Origin of the sequence: Pontibacter virosus, from assembly GCF_003096355.1 — a bacterium.
Lineage (GTDB): Bacteria > Bacteroidota > Bacteroidia > Cytophagales > Hymenobacteraceae > Pontibacter > Pontibacter virosus.
In genome coordinates, this window is sequence record NZ_QEKI01000015.1 from 56,553 (window position 1) to 72,406 (window position 15,854).

Here is a 15,854-nt window from a genome sequence, read left to right on the forward strand (position 1 = left end):
AACAGACATGCGTAAACAGAAAAAAGTAAGCGAATCTTACGTCATCATGACCGAGCTGGTATTGCCCAACGATACCAATACCTTGCACAACCTGATGGGTGGCAAAATGATGCACTGGATGGACATTGTTTCGGCCATCGCCGCACAGCGACACTCCAACCGCATTGTGGTAACGGCTTCGGTAGACAACGTGTCTTTTGCTGAAAGCATAAAACTAGGCAACGTGGTAACCCTCGAGGCCAAAGTAACCCGCGCTTTCTCTTCTTCTATGGAAGTGCACATCGTGGTGTATGCCGAAGACATTCCGTCAGGAAGAAAAGTGATGTCGAACCAGGCTTTCTTCACGTTTGTGGCTGTGGACCAATCCGGCAAAGCGATTGATGTGCCTGAGGCTATACCTGAAACAGAAGAAGAAATCAAGCTTTATGACGGTGCCTTGCGTCGTCGTCAACTGCGCCTTGTGCTGGCGGGCCGTATGAAGCCGAGTGAAGCAAATGAACTGCGCTCTATTTTTGATCTGAAAGAAGGTCAGGAGTAATCTATACCTATACACATGACAGCACTGACGCCTGATCAACTTAACAGTGAGTTCCTCCGACATTTTATGCCGGAAACGCTATACCTGCTCCCCGATGAGCAGGTAGCACAAGTCAGTGCCCCTGCATCTGTGCCTGCTTCAGAAACTTTGGCTATACCTGTTGTGGAGGAAAAAGCAGTACCAAAGGCTTCGCCTGTTACCCAGGAAGCACCTGCAACTTCAACGCCGGTAGCGGCTATTCCTAAATTGCCAAAAATTGAGAAGGCAGAACAGCCAAAGTCCTTTGAGGTGATCGGTGAAAACCGAAAGGGGCTTGTTGTTTTAGTTACGCTACCTGAACCAGCTTTTAAAGATCTACCTCAGTCTGATTTCCTCATCAAGATTCTGGCTGCGATCGGCTTTGGGCCTGCCGATGTTGCTTTTGTAAACAATGTGTCGGGTGCCACCACTAAGTTTGAAACGCTCTGCGATACCCTGCAAACCAGCTATATCCTCAGCTTCGCCAGCCGACTGGATACCGACCTGCCGCATGATAAGTTCACCCTTTACAATCCGGTGATGGTTGGCAGTGTGCCGGTGGTGTTCTCACAATCCTTGGCTGTACTCGATGGTGATCAGGAGCAGAAAAAGTTGCTTTGGGGAGCGCTACAACGCGTGTTTAAAAAGTAGCTTTGGGATCAAGGATATTCAGGAAGTACGTAATTGTCTGGTTTTGCATCCTGGAAGTTGCAGAAACAATAAATCTTACCTTTAGGGTATCCGGCGAAAGCTTAAATTGAGTGCACTATACTTTAGCCTGATTTCCGATAATCTTATAGAACTGTATTACTCTAGTTTAAAAACAAGAAAAGCCCCTCATGTACGGAGGGGCTTTTCTCTTTTTGGAGATTGTGCTATACCTTACTGCACAAGCGAAGCGATTTTAGCTTCCAGTTCTTCGCCTCTTAAACCTTTGGCGATAATCTTTCCTTCTTTATCGAGCAGAATGGTCTGTGGAATAGCGTCCACCTGGTAAAGCTGTGCTGCAGAGCTTTCCCAGCCTTTCAAGTCCGAAACCTGTGGCCAGGTTAGTTTGTCATCGGCAATTGCCTTCAACCATTTTTCTCTGGATTGATCGAGGGATACGCCAAAAATTTCGAAACCCTGGTCTTTGTATTTGTTATACATCTTCACCACGTTCGGGTTTTCCTTGCGACAAGGCGCGCACCAGCTAGCCCAGAAGTCGATCAGTACATATTTCCCTCTGAGTGAGGACAGGGCTATTTCACCGCCTTCCGGGGTTGGCAAAGTGAAGTCAGGGGCAGCAGAGCCAATGGCCGTCGTGCGCATGGTGGCAAGGCGGTCCGTCAGCGTTTTCGTATACTTCGATTCCGGTATATGCTGGGTATACAGCGTCAGCATGCTGTCGGCAAAAGCAAAGTCAAGCTGCGGATTTACCAGGCTCAGCGTACCAAAGGCCGATACAACAGACTCAGGATGCTTGGCAATGAAACTCTTGACATCCTTTTGTAAGTTCAGATACTGCAGGCGATAACCTTCTGCTTCTTCTGTATTACCTTCTGAGATGGCCCGGTTAAACTGTTCACTCAGCGCCATTTCCTTCTGACGGTTTTCGTTCACCATCTTGTTGAGCTGCTGGAATAGCTCCGAGTCTTCGGAGTTCTCGAACTTGGCGGTATTGTTCAGGTCACGGGCATCCGCCTCTACCTTTATGGCTTTGTTTTCCAGCACCATCATCATCGCATTCTGCTGATCAAGGCCAAGGCGATACAGAGTTGGCTCTTTAACCTCCCCCTGAAAAGTAAATGTACCATCCTGACTAATATCAGCTGTATCGCGGGCAATGAACTGCTGCTCTCCCAGCTCGAACAGGAAGATCTGACCTGGCGTGGCATTCTGCAACTTGCCTTCTATGGTATAAGCACTGCCGTTGGTTGCCGTCTTGTTGCCCTGGCAACTGGCCATTAAGGCAGCCGCTGAAGCCAGTACTACATAGTTTCTTAGGTTCATGTCTTTTTTAATTTAGATGATCGTATCAAGCAGCGAGACTGAATCACGTCTATTTTGATACGTAAAGCATAAATCTACGCCTTTAACCCTTCTTGCAGAAATTTGTTTGCCACCTTCGGGTCTGCTTTGCCTTTGGTCTTCTTCATGATTTCACCCATGAACATACCTATCAGCGATTGCTTGCCAGCTTTGTACTCCTCCACTTTCTGCGGATTGGCAGCCAGCACTTCAGCAACGATCGTTTTTAGAGAATCCGAATCAGAATCCTGCAGCAGATTCTGCTCTTCGGCCACCTGGTGGGCAGGTATACCTGGATTTTCCAGCATATAAGGGAAGATCTTCTTGGCAGCTACTGAATGACTTACTTTGTTTTCGTCAACAAGTGAGATGATCTCCGCAATGGCGTGCGGCTGCAGCGGGAAGTCCTTAATGTGTAGTTGCAGCTCGTTCAGGAAGGATTTCACCGGACCCGTAACCCAGTTCGCTGCACCTTTGTAGTTACTGGTGTGCTTGCAAAGTTCTTCGTAGTACAGCGCGATCTCTTTCGCATCTGTCAATACGCCAGCGTCATATTCAGATAGCCCAAATTCTTCCGTGAAGCGCTTGTATAGTTCCTGTGGCAGGCTTGGCATGGTTTCTTTGATGCGCTCCAGCCACTCCTGCTCGATTACCAATGGTGGCAGGTCCGGCTCCGGGAAGTAGCGGTAGTCATTCAAGGTTTCCTTAGAGCGCATGGCCGTAGTGGTGCCGGTGTTGGCGTCGAAGTTGCGGGTTTCAGAATCGATCGTGCCGCCGTTCTCAATGACCATGATCTGGCGCTCGATTTCGTGCTCGATGGCACGTTGCACGTTGCGGAAGGAGTTCATGTTCTTCACCTCCACCTTGGTGCCCCAAAGCGGAGAATCCTTCAACATCACCGAAATGTTGGCATCGCAACGAAGCGAGCCTTCTTCCATGTTGCCGTCACAAATTTCCAGGTAGCGCACCAAACGGCGGATTTCGGTCAGGTAGTTGTAAGCTTCTTCCGAATCACGAATATCCGGCTCCGACACGATCTCAATCAGCGGCACACCGGCACGGTTCAGGTCTATAAGCGTTTCTGTCTCACCTGCTAAGTGCATGGATTTACCGGCGTCTTCCTCCATGTGAATGCGGGTGATGCCGATGCGCTTGTCCTTGCCTTCGGCGTCCTTCACATCCAGGTAGCCGGCCGTACAAACAGGCGTTTTGTCCTGTGTGATCTGGTAACCTTTCGGAAGGTCTGGGTAGAAGTAGTTTTTGCGGGCGTAGATGTTGTAGCGTCTGATCTCGCAGTTGGTTGCCAGACCCATCTTCACAGCCATCTCCACCACAGACTTATTTATGCGTGGCAAAGTGCCCGGGTGCCCCAGTGTGATAACGCTCAGGTTGGTATTCGGCATCACGCCATATTCCGTGGAGTCAGACGAATAGGCCTTGCTCTCCGTCAGCAGCTGGGCGTGCACTTCCAGACCGATTATCGCCTGGTATTTGTCTCTTATTGCTTTATCCATTTTACAAGTATAAATACTGGAAGTTTCTTAGTTTGACTCTAAGTTGGCTACCGATACTCTATATTAAGCATTAATCAATGTTTTCACCAGTTCAGCTGCTTTCGCAGGTACAGCCGTCAAGCCGGAAGTGTCTTTACCACCCGCTGTAGCATAGAACGGCTGTCCGCCACCGCCGCCTTTGATCTCTTTGGCGAGTTCGCGCACCATTTGGCTCGCGTTCAGTTTCCGGTCCGAAACCAGATTATCTGACAACATCACTGCAATCTGTGGTTTGCCGTCAATCTCAGCGGCCAGCACCAGCACCAGGTTGTCTACTGCCTGACGCATGTCGAAGGCCAGTTTCTTCAGGTAATCAGCTGTGCTCACGTCTACTTTCTCCGCCACGAAGTTCACACCGTCGATAGACTGGGCCTTCTGCACCAGACTTTCTTTCAGAGTGGTCAGCTGCTTCAGTTCGAATTGCTCGAGTTGCTTCTGCAGGGCTTTGTTATCCTCCTGCAGCTTCTGCACGGCACCCGAAATGTTGCTGTGCGTGCCGAGTACTTCGCGCACGGCGTTCAGTTCATTCAGTTGCTGCTGCATGTATTCCTCAGCCGACGCTGCCGTTGTGGCCTCGATACGACGCACACCAGCGGCTACAGAGCTTTCTGATAGAATCTTGAAATAGCCAATCTCGCCTGTATTGTGCACGTGTATACCGCCGCAAAGCTCCACCGAATGATCGCGGTCGAAAGCAATCACACGCACAAACTCGCCATATTTTTCACCGAATAGCGCCATGGCACCCATTTCTTTCGCCTCGGCAATAGGAATGTTGCGCTGTTCTTCCAAAGGTATAGCCTGGCGCACGCGCTGATTCACAATGTTTTCAACCTCGCGAAGCTGCTCGTCGGTTACTTTGGCGAAGTGCGAGAAGTCGAAACGGAGCACTTTTTCGTTTACTAAAGAGCCTTTTTGCTGTACGTGCTCACCTAAAACCTTACGTAAAGCAGCGTGCAGTAAGTGCGTAGCCGAGTGGTTTTTACGGATCAGGTTGCGACGCTCAAAGTCTACTTCACTCCTAAATGTGGCTTCGATGTTCTGTGGCAGCTTAGAAGTGATGTGCAGAATCAGGTCGTTCTCTTTCTTGGTGTCTAGCACCTCTATTTGCTCTGCATTCGAAATCAGGTAGCCTGTGTCTCCTACCTGTCCGCCGCTCTCGGCATAGAACGGGGTGCGGTCCAACACGATGTGGTACTCGCTTTTGCTCTTGGTTTTCACCTGGCGGTAGCGCACGATATGCGAATCCGCTACGTCATGCTCGTAACCCAAGAACTCCGTCTCCACATCCGGCTGAATGATCACCCAGTCGCTTTGCTCCTGTGCCGAAGCGTTGCGGGAGCGGTTCTTCTGTTGCTCCATCTCCACACCAAAGCCAGCTTCGTCCACTTTGAGGCCTTTTTCACGGGCGATCAGGGCGGTCAGGTCCAGCGGGAATCCGAACGTATCATACAGTTCGAAGGCAGTTTTGCCGTCGATGGTGTTGTTGTTCTCTTTGAATTTAGCTTCCAAAGCGTCCAGACGCTTCAGGCCGTTTTCCAGCGTACGCAGGAAAGCGTTTTCTTCTTCCTCAATCACACGCTGCACGAAGCTTAGCTGTGCTTTCAGTTCCGGGAATACGTTTTCCATCTGGTCCGCCAGTACGGCAGCCAGTTTATACAGGAATGGCTTTTTGAAGTCGAGGAATGTAAAGCTATACCTGACCGCACGGCGCAGGATACGGCGAATCACATAGCCCGCCTTATTGTTAGACGGCAGCTGTCCGTCCGAAATCGCAAAAGCAATGGCCCGGATGTGGTCGGCCATGACGCGGATGGCAATGTCTACTTGCTCGTTTTCTCCATAAACAACACCGGCTTCTTTGGCGATGAACTGGATCAGCGGCTGGAAAACGTCGGTATCGTAGTTAGAACGTTTGCCCTGAATGGCCATACACAGACGCTCGAAGCCCATACCTGTATCGACGTGCTGCGCAGGCAGTTTTACCAGCGAGCCATCGGCCAGACGGTTGAACTCCATGAATACGTTGTTCCAGATCTCCACCACCTGCGGATGGTCAGCGTTGACGAGTGTCTTGCCGTCCACCTGTGCACGCTCCTCGTCGGTACGCAAGTCCACGTGAATCTCCGAGCACGGACCGCAAGGACCAGTGTCGCCCATCTCCCAGAAGTTGTCCTTCTTGTTGCCCATCAGAATGCGGTCTTCCGCAATCATAGACTTCCAGATATCAAAAGCTTCCTGGTCCATCGGCAGGTTCTCGGAGTCATCACCCTGGAAAACCGACACATACAGTCTATCTTTCGGCAGTTGGTATACCTCTGTCAAAAGTTCCCAGGACCAGGCCAGCGCCTCTTTCTTGAAATAGTCGCCGAAAGACCAGTTGCCCAGCATCTCGAACATCGTATGGTGATAGGTGTCGTAACCTACTTCTTCCAAGTCGTTGTGCTTGCCCGATACGCGAAGACATTTCTGGGTGTCGGCAATGCGCTTGGATGGGGCGGGTTTGTTGCCCAGGAAGTAGTCCTTGAAGGGCGCCATACCTGAGTTGATAAACATCAGGGTGGGGTCATCTTTCACCACAAGGGGTGCTGACGGCACGATCTGATGCTGCCGTTGCGCAAAGAAGTCAAGAAACTTTTGTCTAATTTCAGCTGAGTTCATCTATGATTATTAAGCCTTTAGATACAATCTGCTATACTTGTTGTTTAATAACAAAAAATATAGAATTTTTGCCTTATAGAAACAGCCCTTTCGGGCAATGCTTACACGGGCCTGCATTAGGGCAAAAGTAGCAATTTTAGCCGTAATTCTGCGTGCTATACCCGAAAATTAGTGCTGCTGCCCTATACCTTGAAACCGACACTATGCCTTATAAAGAAAAAGAAATCGAAAAGCAGTACTACACCATCGGTGAAGTAGCTGCCCAGTTTGACGTCGCCCCTTCGCTGATCCGCTTCTGGGAGACTGAGTTTGACCAGCTCAAGCCGAAGAAAAACAAGAAAGGCAACCGCCAGTACACTGCCAAGGACATTGAAGAATTGCGAGCGGTCTACCACCTGGTAAAAGAGCGCGGCTTCACGATACAGGGCGCTAAGGAAGTGCTGAAGAACAAATCGGTGCAGACCAAGGACAAGATCGAGATCATCAATTCGCTGGAGAAAGTGCGTTCTTTCCTGGTGGGAATCAAGGAACAGCTGAACACCAAAAGCTAAGCCTGCGTACTTTGGTGCATGTCACACGAAGCCCAGTTTGAAGTAGCCCTCTCGTTTTTGCCCCACGTCGGCGACCAGCTGACGAAGGTGCTCGTGAGTTATTGCGGCTCTGCCAAAGCCGTGTTTGACACGCCTGTTGCCAAGCTATTGAAGGTGCCGGGCGTGGGTGAGCGTGTAGCGAAGAGCATTCGCGACAACGGTCGTCAGGCCTTATTGGAAGCGGAAGATGTGCTGAAAAAGGCTGCAGACAAGCATGTGCAATTGCTGTTCTATACCTCACCGAAGTACCCGAACCGGCTGAAGCAACTGCCCGACGCCCCGCCCCTCCTCTATTTCAGAGGAAACTCCGACTTAAACCATCGCCGCATTATCAGCATTGTAGGCACCCGTAAACCAACGAGTTATGGGCAAGCGATAACCGAGCGGATTGTGGATGAACTGAAGCCCTATAATGTGATGATCGTGAGCGGTCTGGCCTACGGCATTGACATTGCCGCTCACCGGGCCGCACTGCAGGCCGGACTTCCGACCATCGGCGTGATGGCCTCCGGACCTGATACGATCTACCCCGGGGTGCATAAAAAGTATGCCGAGAAAATGCTCGAGCAAGGCGGCGTAATCACCGAGAACACCTTCGGCACCAAACCCGATGCACCGAGATTCCCAGCCAGAAACCGCATCATCGCAGGTATGTCCGACTGCACCATCGTGATAGAGGCGGCTTTCAAGAGCGGAACCCTCATTACTGCTGACATCGCCCACAGCTATGACAAAGAAGTGATGGCTGTGCCTGGCAATATCAACTCTCCCATGTCGGAAGGCACCAATTGGCTGATCAAATCACACAAAGCGGCTGTGCTAACTTCCACCCAAGACCTGATCGAATTGCTTAACTGGGATGTCGAAGACAAACTGGCCTCCAAAAGGGCCGCTGCTATACCTGCCCTAGACCCGGCAGATTTCACACCGGAAGAAATGCAGGTGCTGCAAGTGCTGATTCAATCCGGCGAAGAGCAAATGGATAATTTAGGCTGGAAGTCACAGGTACCGGTTAACCAATTGGCCTCCGTGCTGTTAGGTCTGGAATTTAAAGGAATGGTGAAAGCGCTTCCAGGGAAACGGTTTGCTTTGATTCGGTAATGGTGTAGATAATTGCGCTTTCTTTTAAATTGTCATTCAGAAGGAATCTTGGTTACCAGCTTCGTAATCCTTTGCTACTCGCCACCAAGATCTTTCCAAGATGACAAAAAATTACTTCAAAACTTCTAACTATTAACTTTCAACTTATAACTCTTAACTAAAAAACTTGCTTCTCTACAACAATACTTTCCTTCCTGTACAAGATCTGAAGCTAGCCATCACCAGCCGGGCCTTTCAGTATAATGACGGCTTTTTCGAAACAGTGATGGCTGTGGATGGCATGCTGCGCTTTTGGCCTGACCATCAAGCGCGAATGAGAGAGGCAACTGCAGCCCTGCAATTGGCTATACCTGCTTATTTTTGGGATGGAGAGCTCGAAGAAAAACTGTTGCAGCTGGCTAAACAACGCAATGTGCCTCAGTTAGGTCGTCTTAAGCTGAAGGTATGGCGGGCGGGTGCCGGACTATATACCCCACAAATCAACGAAATCGAATGGTTGGCAACGGCAGAACCAACGCAACCTATACCTGACGTTGGTATAAAAGTCGGGATTTGTCAGACTGCTAAAGCGTGCTTCTCTCCTCTTTCCCATTTCAAAGGTCCGCAAGCCCCACTTTATGTACTGGCAGGTATAGAGAAGCAAGCCAGCGGTTTGGATGATATGCTGCTATTGGATGCAAAAGGCAACGTCGCGGAGCTGATCTCTTCCAATATTTTCTGGCTGAAGGATGGAACGCTCTATACCCCCACTTTGGAGTCTGGCTGTGTGAACGGGATTTTGCGCCGCAATATCCTGCGCGGGTGCCTTCAGCAAGGTATAGCAGTACGTCAGGTGCTGGCTAAACCGGAAGAGTTGGTTCAAGCTGATTGCGTATTCGGGACCAATGCAACAGGTATACGAGGTATAGAGAAACTGGAGGATTCTCACCTACGGATCAATCATGATTGGTTGCAAAATCTTAAAGCCGGGCTACAGGTATAAATACTTGAAAAACAGGTAAATAAAAGGCTGTCTTTTACCTTGGGCCAGCCTTCTTATCTGTCATATACTCAGATTTAAACCTAACGAGAAGGTGCGCGGTTGTGGATACTGCCCCCTGTCAATACCGTTGGAGACTTCTGGATCCTGTCCACTATACTTGGTTAAAATAAAAGCGTTCTGTACCGTGGCGTTAACTTTTAAATTGACTTTATTGCCTAGCAGTTTCCCGACATTGTAGCCAAATTGCACATATTCCAGACGGAGAAAGGATGCATCTTCGAGAAAGTGGCTGGATTCTAAGTGGGAACTAATAAAGCCGTTCTCCAGGTAGCTGCGGGTCGCATTCGATAAGGAAGGATATTTGTCATTTGCATACAGCCAACTTCGTTTGGCGTCTGCCTGATTGTATACCTGTTGTCTGGCCGAACCCCGCACTAACAAAGACATTTCCCATTTTCTATAGCCGCCATTGGAACTGATGCCATAGTATACCTTCGGTTGGTTCGTGCCCATGGCATATTTCAAGGCATAACCATATTCGCTTTTATCATAACCACCTTGTATGGGTTTCCCGTCACCATCGTAAAGGTGCTGATAAAGGTCGAAAACCTGAGCGGGTTTACCCTCAACCAGTGCCAGGCCATAGTCACTGTCGGAGTAGGTGTATTTTTTTGTAGCATCCCCTATACTGCCAACCTCATTTCTGATAAAAGTGGCATGGGCTCCTAACTTCAGAAAGGCAATTCCTTTCTGATATATTGTGTAGTGCAAAGCTGTTTCTAACCCGGACGCGGTGAGGTCACCTACGCTCAGGTGCCTTAACCCATTGCCACTACCATACGGAAGTCTAAAAGGTATAAGCAGGTCGCTAGACTTATTCTGAAAATAGTTAATGCTACCGAGAATTTTATTCTGAAACAGGGCGAACTCTACACCTAAACTTTTCTGCAACGTTTTCTCTAATTTAATTTCGTTGCTGGGACCCGGAAATACATACCAGTTAGACCCACCAGGCGTCGGACTTCCTTGAACAGGTGACCACCCAATGCTCCTGAATCTTCCGGGCTCATCCAGTCTGCTGAAGCTGCCCAGATTTGCTCTAAGGTTTAGTAGCGCGATAAATTCCGAGTTGGCGAGAAACCTTTCTTTTACGATGTCCCAGCCTATACTTACTGCCTTTGACTGGTGCCGGAAAACATCTTCTTTATATCTTGAATCTGACAAGTTTCTGAAAGAAGCACTTAAGGTATAGCGATCAAACAGGGTATAGCCAAAGCTTCCATAATAACTCAAGTTCTCCGAAATTAGCTGTCTGTTCTGAGCCCTGGTATACAGAATGCTGCTGCGCTGGCTTTCTTCATATTGGCTTAAATTCTCTTGGTAGGTTTTGAGCGCGCCAACTTTCAAGTTCAATTTACTACTCCAAGCAGGCAGGAGCTGATCTAATGTAATAAACACCTCAGAATGCTTGGTTTCTGACTCCAAGGCATGCTTGATCAAATCGATATGGCTGGACGGGCGGGAAGCCATATCGAGCGGCCAGCTACTGCTGTAATCGCTATCGGATTTGAAGTAGGCATACCTGTAGTTGGCCGTAAACGCAGGAAGGAAGTGTAGCCGATACTGTACGTGCGCCTGACCGGAGAGTGTTTTAATCTCATCGCTATTCTCCATTTGCTCCAGCAGACTCACCGGGTTGATCTGGCTACTCAACAAAGAGCCATCCGGTCTAGTGTGAGCAAAATAGCCACCGTACTTGTTATCAGCATGCACAGGCTGCGTAGGGTCAAAAGCCATGACGGCAGGTATGGCCCGTTCATCGGCCAGCTGCAATTCCTGCCGTGTGTTATGCATGGACAGATTGAAAGTCAGGTGCTTCTGAAAAAGGCTAGGTTGGAGATTGACGGCCAGCGTGTTGCGCTTATACCCGGAGGTTTTAAGAATTCCGTCTTGCTTCAGCTGTCCAACAGACACCCGATACGGTACTGGCCCCATTGCGCCACTCACATTTAGATTGTTGGCCAATCCGAAACCCGTACGGTAGATCTCATCTTGCCAGTCGGTGTTGTGTTCCCCCAGGAGATGCTGCTGGTTAGGATATCGCTCTCGAATCAGAATTCTGAATTCATCCGCAGAAAAGATATCAGCCCTTTTGCGCAGGCTTGAAACTGCGCCTGTCGCATTGTATTGCAGCCGGATTTTGTCGCCCGCGTTTCCTGATTTCGTTGTGATCACCAGGACTCCGTTTGCAGCGGCACCTCCATAAAGGGCGGTTGCAGAGGCATCTTTCAGCAGCGAAACCGCGGCAATATCATTGGGATTCAGCCAGCTCAGGTTGCTTGCATGAAGGGAATGACTGAAAAAATCGAGCAAAACGCCATCGATAATCACCAACGGGCTGTTGTTTCCGAATAAAGAAGTACCTGATCGCAGCACCATCTCTGCTCCTGTACCGGGTGCACCTCCGCCGGACACCACCCGCAAGCCATCAAACCTGCCGATAATAGCCGGTTCCACAGAGGTGACAAGCCCTTTGTTAAAATCTGCTGCGCTTAATTCGTAAGGCTTGTATGTGAACTGTACCGTATCGGCGGCAAACCTCGTAGAGTCGGCAAATGGCTGATTCTGGCCTAAACTAGCTGCAGAGGTTGTAATGTATAAGCCAAAAGCGACACAGCTATACCTTAAAAATTTAATTGGTTGGGGTAAAATTTGTTTCAAATTGCAAGGTATGGTTAATTGAAGCGAAAGTTAAATATAGTAGTTTCATTATTATTATGCAGCAAATAGGATGGCTTGCCGTAAGCATTTGAAGGCGGCAAATGATGAAATTTTATAATTACCTCTAATGACGAATAAAACTTTAAATATCGGCCTTCTTGGCTTCGGCACAGCCGGGCGGGTCTTTCACGCGCCGATCTTATCCGCCGTGGATGGCTTGAAACTCAGCAAAATAAAAGCAAACCGCCCCGAAAGCATTGCGCTTGCCAGACAGTTATACCCTGAAGCTGATATTGTATCCGATACCACGAGCGTTTTGGAGGACGAAGCCATTGACCTGGTGATCGTAGCTACCACCAACGACACACATTACAGCCTGGCCAAAGCAGTGTTAGAAGCAGGTAAGCATGTGGTGGTCGAGAAACCGTTTACAGTTACTTCAGAAGAAGCAAGCGAACTCATAGAACTTGCCCATTCTAAAGGAAAGCTGCTGACCGTTTACCAAAACCGCCGCTGGGACAGTGATTTCAGGACTGTGAAGAAGTTGCTCGAAAACGAAATGCTTGGCCGTCTGGTAGAGTACGAAGCACACTTCGATCGCTTCCGTCCTATACCTGCCTCCCAGACCTGGAAAGAGGAAGAGCAGCCGGGGTCGGGCATCCTCTATGATCTGGGTGCCCACCTGATAGATCAGGCCCTCATGTTGTTTGGAACTCCGCAAGAGGTATACGCTGACCTTCTCACCCAGCGTAGTGGCGGCAAGATCATCGACAGCTTTGACTTAACGCTCTATTACACCAATGGCCTGAAAGCTATTTTAAAGGCAGGTATGCTGGTGAAGCAGCCTGGACCTCGCTTTAAACTTTCAGGTGATAAAGGCGCCTTTGTGAAATACGGCCTGGACGTCCAGGAAGCGGCATTGAAAGCGGGACATAGCCCTGTAGTAGCAGACTGGGGCGTAGAATCGGAAGAGATCTGGGGCAAACTTGACACTGAACTGAACGGACAACACCTTATCGGCAAAATTCAAAGTGAACCGGGTGATTACCGGGGTTTTTATGAAAATGTCCGAGATGCCATCGCAGGTATAACGGAACTGGAAGTAAAACCGGAACAGGCACGAAATACCATCCGCCTCATAGAGGCCGCCATGCAGAGCAACGCAGAAAAGCGCCGAATTTCATTTGGTAAATATCAGGAACTGACCTAAACTTTATGACTATACTGTGGTATATTTGTAGCTACAAACATTGCTTATTACAACATGGAAAAATTAACAGGCAAAAGCGCCCTCATTACGGGCGCCGGTAAAGGTATAGGGAGAGCAATAGCAGTCGCGCTGGCCAAAGAAGGTGTAAATGTGGGGCTGTTGGCTCGTACAACATCGCAGTTAGAAGAAGTAGCCGAAGAGGTCATGCGACTGGGGGTTAAAGCTTCCGTTGCCACAGCCGATGTAACCGATATAGAATCAGTGAATGCAGCAGTAAAGCATATTGGCTCCGAACTCGGTCCCATTGACATCCTGATCAACAACGCAGGGATTGCTAAGTTTGGCAAATTTCTTGAACTCGACCCAGCTGACTGGGAAAACATTATCCGGGTGAATCTGATGGGGGTTTACTACATGACCCGCGCCGTGTTGCCAGAAATGATCGAGCGCCAGACCGGCGATATCATTAACATTTCTTCTACGGCCGGTCAGCGAGGCGCCCCGGTAACGAGTGCTTATAGTGCCTCTAAGTTCGCTGTCATTGGCCTGTCGGAGTCGCTCATGCAGGAGGTGCGCAAGCACAACATCCGGGTGAGCACCCTTACGCCAAGTACGGTGGCTACTGACATGGCCATTGATTTGAAACTGACGGACGGGAACCCGGATCGCGTGATGCAGCCGGAGGACTTTGCCGAGTTGATCGTGGCGCAACTCAAACTAAACCGCCGCGTGTTTATCAAAGAGGCCGGTATCTGGTCTACTAATCCCTAAATGAAAAATGCCCGAAGCTTAGCTTCGGGCATTTTGTTTTATAGGCTTATACTTTTAACATTTATACGGCAACAGGTGCTTTTATACCTGGGTGGGCTTCGTAGTTCTCTAATTTAAAGTCTTCGAATGTAAAACCGAAAATATCTTTAACGTCTGGGTTCAAGCGCATGGTTGGCAGCGTGTGCGGCTCACGGGTAAGCTGCAATTGGGCCTGCTCCAGGTGGTTCAGGTATAGATGCGTGTCACCTCCGGTCCAGATGAACTCGCCTGGCTCCAGGCTGGTCACCTGCGCCATCATTAATACCAGCAAGGCATATGAGGCAATGTTAAACGGCACCCCCAGGAACACATCAGCGGAGCGCTGGTATAGCTGACAGCTCAGTTTGCCCTCGGCAACATAGAACTGATAAAAAGCATGGCACGGCGGCAGCTTCATGTTTTCGATCTCGGCCACGTTCCAGGCACTCACAATAATGCGTCTTGAGTCAGGGTTGTTTTTGAGTTGATTCACCACCTGGGTAATCTGGTCAATATGGCGGCCATCGGGTGTAGGCCAGCTGCGCCACTGCGAGCCGTATACCGGACCCAGATTTCCGTTTTCATCCGCCCACTCGTCCCAAATGGTAACACCGTTTTCTTTCAGGTAAGCAATGTTGGTGTCGCCCTTCAAAAACCATAGCAGCTCGTGAATGATGGACTTAAGGTGCACCTTTTTAGTCGTTACCAGCGGAAACCCTTCCGCCAGATCGAAACGCATCTGGTAGCCGAACACACTCAGGGTACCGGTGCCGGTACGGTCTTCTTTCTTCACCCCTCTGTCAAGGATGTGCTGCATCAGGTCCAGGTACTGTTTCATAAGGGTAAGTTGTTTGGTGTAGTTCTGAGTCTTAAATATAGCGCTAAAATAAGCCGGCAAAAAATTGTTGTCTGATTTATGGGCACAGGTATAGGAAGTGCTGGATCCTTTTCCTACACGGAGTATGGTGTTTTCTAAGGCTGCACGGCGCCTGGCATACGATTTATGATTTTCTGTACTTCGCTCTTCGCCTTTCCATATCCTGCATCAAAATTCTTTATGGCTCCCTCGGTCCAACCGCGCCAGAGCAGCTGCTTTGATTTTGGGTCGATCACGTCTACGATCAGCGTTCCCTGCTTAAACAAGTCCACGGCGCGGTATCCAGGGAGTTGTGCGTTGCCGTAGCTATACCTGTAGCCGGCCATATACGCGTAACTATATCCGAAGCCCGGACCATAGAGCTCGGCTTTGTCCATCGCATCCGGTACCGACACGCTCACATCGTAAGCCACCAGCATATCTGGGTTTACGGTGGTCTTAGTATAGCCTTTGCGCTGCAGTTCCTCTTCTATCGCTTTCAGCATGTGCCTCTGCAAACTGGGATTAAATTCTGGACCGTAGGCAGGCTGTGCAGGTGGAGTTGGCTGGTACCAGGCGTAGGTTGTCTTCTTACCCAGAATTCCTTCTGATGAACTAATACTAGTGGTGTTGTCGATGCCGGAAGTGGCCACACATGAACTAAGAAAAATAGAGCAAAGAAACAGGTATAGCGCTGATGACAGTTTAATTTTTATGCTTTTCATAGTTGAAGTGGGTGTGTGGTCGGCAAGGGTGTGGGGCTTCTCTCCTTCCTCCTTACGCGCGCTTATTTTTAAGGGTGACAAATATCATAGCTTGCTTTCA

Annotated in this window: 13 protein-coding genes; 7 read left to right on the plus strand and 6 right to left on the minus strand. The window is 49.3% G+C overall.

Annotation, left to right across the window (positions count from 1 at the left end):
* Window positions 1-7 precede the first annotated feature (7 nt).
* Both C8E01_RS17575 and C8E01_RS17580 read left to right on the plus strand, forming a co-directional pair.
* Window positions 8-538 (plus strand): acyl-CoA thioesterase, encoded by a 531-nt coding sequence (locus C8E01_RS17575; RefSeq protein ID WP_116544771.1) that lies wholly within the window; start codon window positions 8-10, stop codon window positions 536-538.
* 15 nt (window positions 539-553) lie between these two features.
* Window positions 554-1,207: a hypothetical protein gene (locus C8E01_RS17580; RefSeq protein ID WP_116544772.1), complete on the plus strand. Its 654-nt coding sequence runs from the start codon at window positions 554-556 to the stop codon at window positions 1,205-1,207.
* Window positions 1,208-1,438: 231 nt separating this feature from the next.
* Here C8E01_RS17580 and C8E01_RS17585 read toward each other — a convergent pair whose 3' ends face one another.
* The 3 genes from C8E01_RS17585 to alaS form a co-directional block, all read right to left on the minus strand.
* The gene (locus C8E01_RS17585) at window positions 1,439-2,548 is read right to left on the minus strand and encodes a TlpA disulfide reductase family protein (RefSeq protein ID WP_116544773.1); all 1,110 of its coding nucleotides are present in this window, start codon (window positions 2,546-2,548) and stop codon (window positions 1,439-1,441) included.
* A 74-nt stretch (window positions 2,549-2,622) separates the two neighbouring features.
* The gene (gene gatB / locus C8E01_RS17590) at window positions 2,623-4,080 is read right to left on the minus strand and encodes an Asp-tRNA(Asn)/Glu-tRNA(Gln) amidotransferase subunit GatB (RefSeq protein ID WP_116544774.1); all 1,458 of its coding nucleotides are present in this window, start codon (window positions 4,078-4,080) and stop codon (window positions 2,623-2,625) included.
* 63 nt (window positions 4,081-4,143) lie between these two features.
* On the minus strand, window positions 4,144-6,780 hold the full coding sequence (alaS, locus tag C8E01_RS17595) for an alanine--tRNA ligase (RefSeq protein ID WP_116544775.1): 2,637 nt from the start codon (window positions 6,778-6,780) through the stop codon (window positions 4,144-4,146).
* Window positions 6,781-6,983: 203 nt separating this feature from the next.
* Here alaS and C8E01_RS17600 point away from each other — a divergent pair, with 203 nt between their 5' ends.
* From C8E01_RS17600 to C8E01_RS17610, 3 genes are all read left to right on the plus strand, one after another.
* The gene (locus tag C8E01_RS17600; RefSeq protein ID WP_116544776.1) at window positions 6,984-7,331 is read left to right on the plus strand and encodes a MerR family transcriptional regulator; all 348 of its coding nucleotides are present in this window, start codon (window positions 6,984-6,986) and stop codon (window positions 7,329-7,331) included.
* A gap of 18 nt (window positions 7,332-7,349) precedes the next feature.
* A complete protein-coding gene (gene dprA / locus C8E01_RS17605) occupies window positions 7,350-8,471 on the plus strand; it encodes a DNA-processing protein DprA (protein ID WP_116544777.1) in 1,122 nt (373 codons plus the stop codon).
* Between the two features lie 166 nt (window positions 8,472-8,637).
* A complete protein-coding gene (locus C8E01_RS17610; protein ID WP_116544778.1) occupies window positions 8,638-9,453 on the plus strand; it encodes an aminotransferase class IV in 816 nt (271 codons plus the stop codon).
* 60 nt (window positions 9,454-9,513) lie between these two features.
* On the opposite strand, the gene C8E01_RS17615 is transcribed toward C8E01_RS17610, so the two are convergent.
* Window positions 9,514-12,174 carry a SusC/RagA family TonB-linked outer membrane protein gene (locus C8E01_RS17615; RefSeq protein ID WP_165820679.1) on the minus strand — a complete coding sequence of 887 codons (2,661 nt, stop codon included), beginning with the start codon at window positions 12,172-12,174 and terminating at the stop codon, window positions 9,514-9,516.
* A gap of 127 nt (window positions 12,175-12,301) precedes the next feature.
* Here C8E01_RS17615 and C8E01_RS17620 point away from each other — a divergent pair, with 127 nt between their 5' ends.
* Both C8E01_RS17620 and C8E01_RS17625 read left to right on the plus strand, forming a co-directional pair.
* The gene (locus tag C8E01_RS17620; protein WP_116544780.1) at window positions 12,302-13,384 is read left to right on the plus strand and encodes an oxidoreductase; all 1,083 of its coding nucleotides are present in this window, start codon (window positions 12,302-12,304) and stop codon (window positions 13,382-13,384) included.
* 54 nt (window positions 13,385-13,438) lie between these two features.
* A complete protein-coding gene (locus tag C8E01_RS17625; protein WP_116544781.1) occupies window positions 13,439-14,155 on the plus strand; it encodes a 3-ketoacyl-ACP reductase in 717 nt (238 codons plus the stop codon).
* Between the two features lie 61 nt (window positions 14,156-14,216).
* Here C8E01_RS17625 and C8E01_RS17630 read toward each other — a convergent pair whose 3' ends face one another.
* Window positions 14,217-15,011 carry a thymidylate synthase gene (locus C8E01_RS17630; RefSeq protein ID WP_116544827.1) on the minus strand — a complete coding sequence of 265 codons (795 nt, stop codon included), beginning with the start codon at window positions 15,009-15,011 and terminating at the stop codon, window positions 14,217-14,219.
* 134 nt (window positions 15,012-15,145) lie between these two features.
* Window positions 15,146-15,754: a DUF4136 domain-containing protein gene (locus C8E01_RS17635; protein ID WP_116544782.1), complete on the minus strand. Its 609-nt coding sequence runs from the start codon at window positions 15,752-15,754 to the stop codon at window positions 15,146-15,148.
* Window positions 15,755-15,854: the final 100 nt, after the last annotated feature.

What these genes read in the sequence shown, in the direction of transcription:
- C8E01_RS17575 (WP_116544771.1), top strand. Translation starts at nt 8, where the DNA reads ATGCGTAAACAGAAAAAAGTAAGCGAATCTTACGTCATCATGACCGAG.
- C8E01_RS17580 (WP_116544772.1), top strand. Translation starts at nt 554, where the DNA reads ATGACAGCACTGACGCCTGATCAACTTAACAGTGAGTTCCTCCGACAT.
- C8E01_RS17585 (WP_116544773.1), bottom strand. Translation starts at nt 2,548, where the DNA reads ATGAACCTAAGAAACTATGTAGTACTGGCTTCAGCGGCTGCCTTAATG.
- gatB (WP_116544774.1), bottom strand. Translation starts at nt 4,080, where the DNA reads ATGGATAAAGCAATAAGAGACAAATACCAGGCGATAATCGGTCTGGAA.
- alaS (WP_116544775.1), bottom strand. Translation starts at nt 6,780, where the DNA reads ATGAACTCAGCTGAAATTAGACAAAAGTTTCTTGACTTCTTTGCGCAA.
- C8E01_RS17600 (WP_116544776.1), top strand. Translation starts at nt 6,984, where the DNA reads ATGCCTTATAAAGAAAAAGAAATCGAAAAGCAGTACTACACCATCGGT.
- dprA (WP_116544777.1), top strand. Translation starts at nt 7,350, where the DNA reads ATGTCACACGAAGCCCAGTTTGAAGTAGCCCTCTCGTTTTTGCCCCAC.
- C8E01_RS17620 (WP_116544780.1), top strand. Translation starts at nt 12,302, where the DNA reads ATGACGAATAAAACTTTAAATATCGGCCTTCTTGGCTTCGGCACAGCC.
- C8E01_RS17625 (WP_116544781.1), top strand. Translation starts at nt 13,439, where the DNA reads ATGGAAAAATTAACAGGCAAAAGCGCCCTCATTACGGGCGCCGGTAAA.
- C8E01_RS17630 (WP_116544827.1), bottom strand. Translation starts at nt 15,011, where the DNA reads ATGAAACAGTACCTGGACCTGATGCAGCACATCCTTGACAGAGGGGTG.
- C8E01_RS17635 (WP_116544782.1), bottom strand. Translation starts at nt 15,754, where the DNA reads ATGAAAAGCATAAAAATTAAACTGTCATCAGCGCTATACCTGTTTCTT.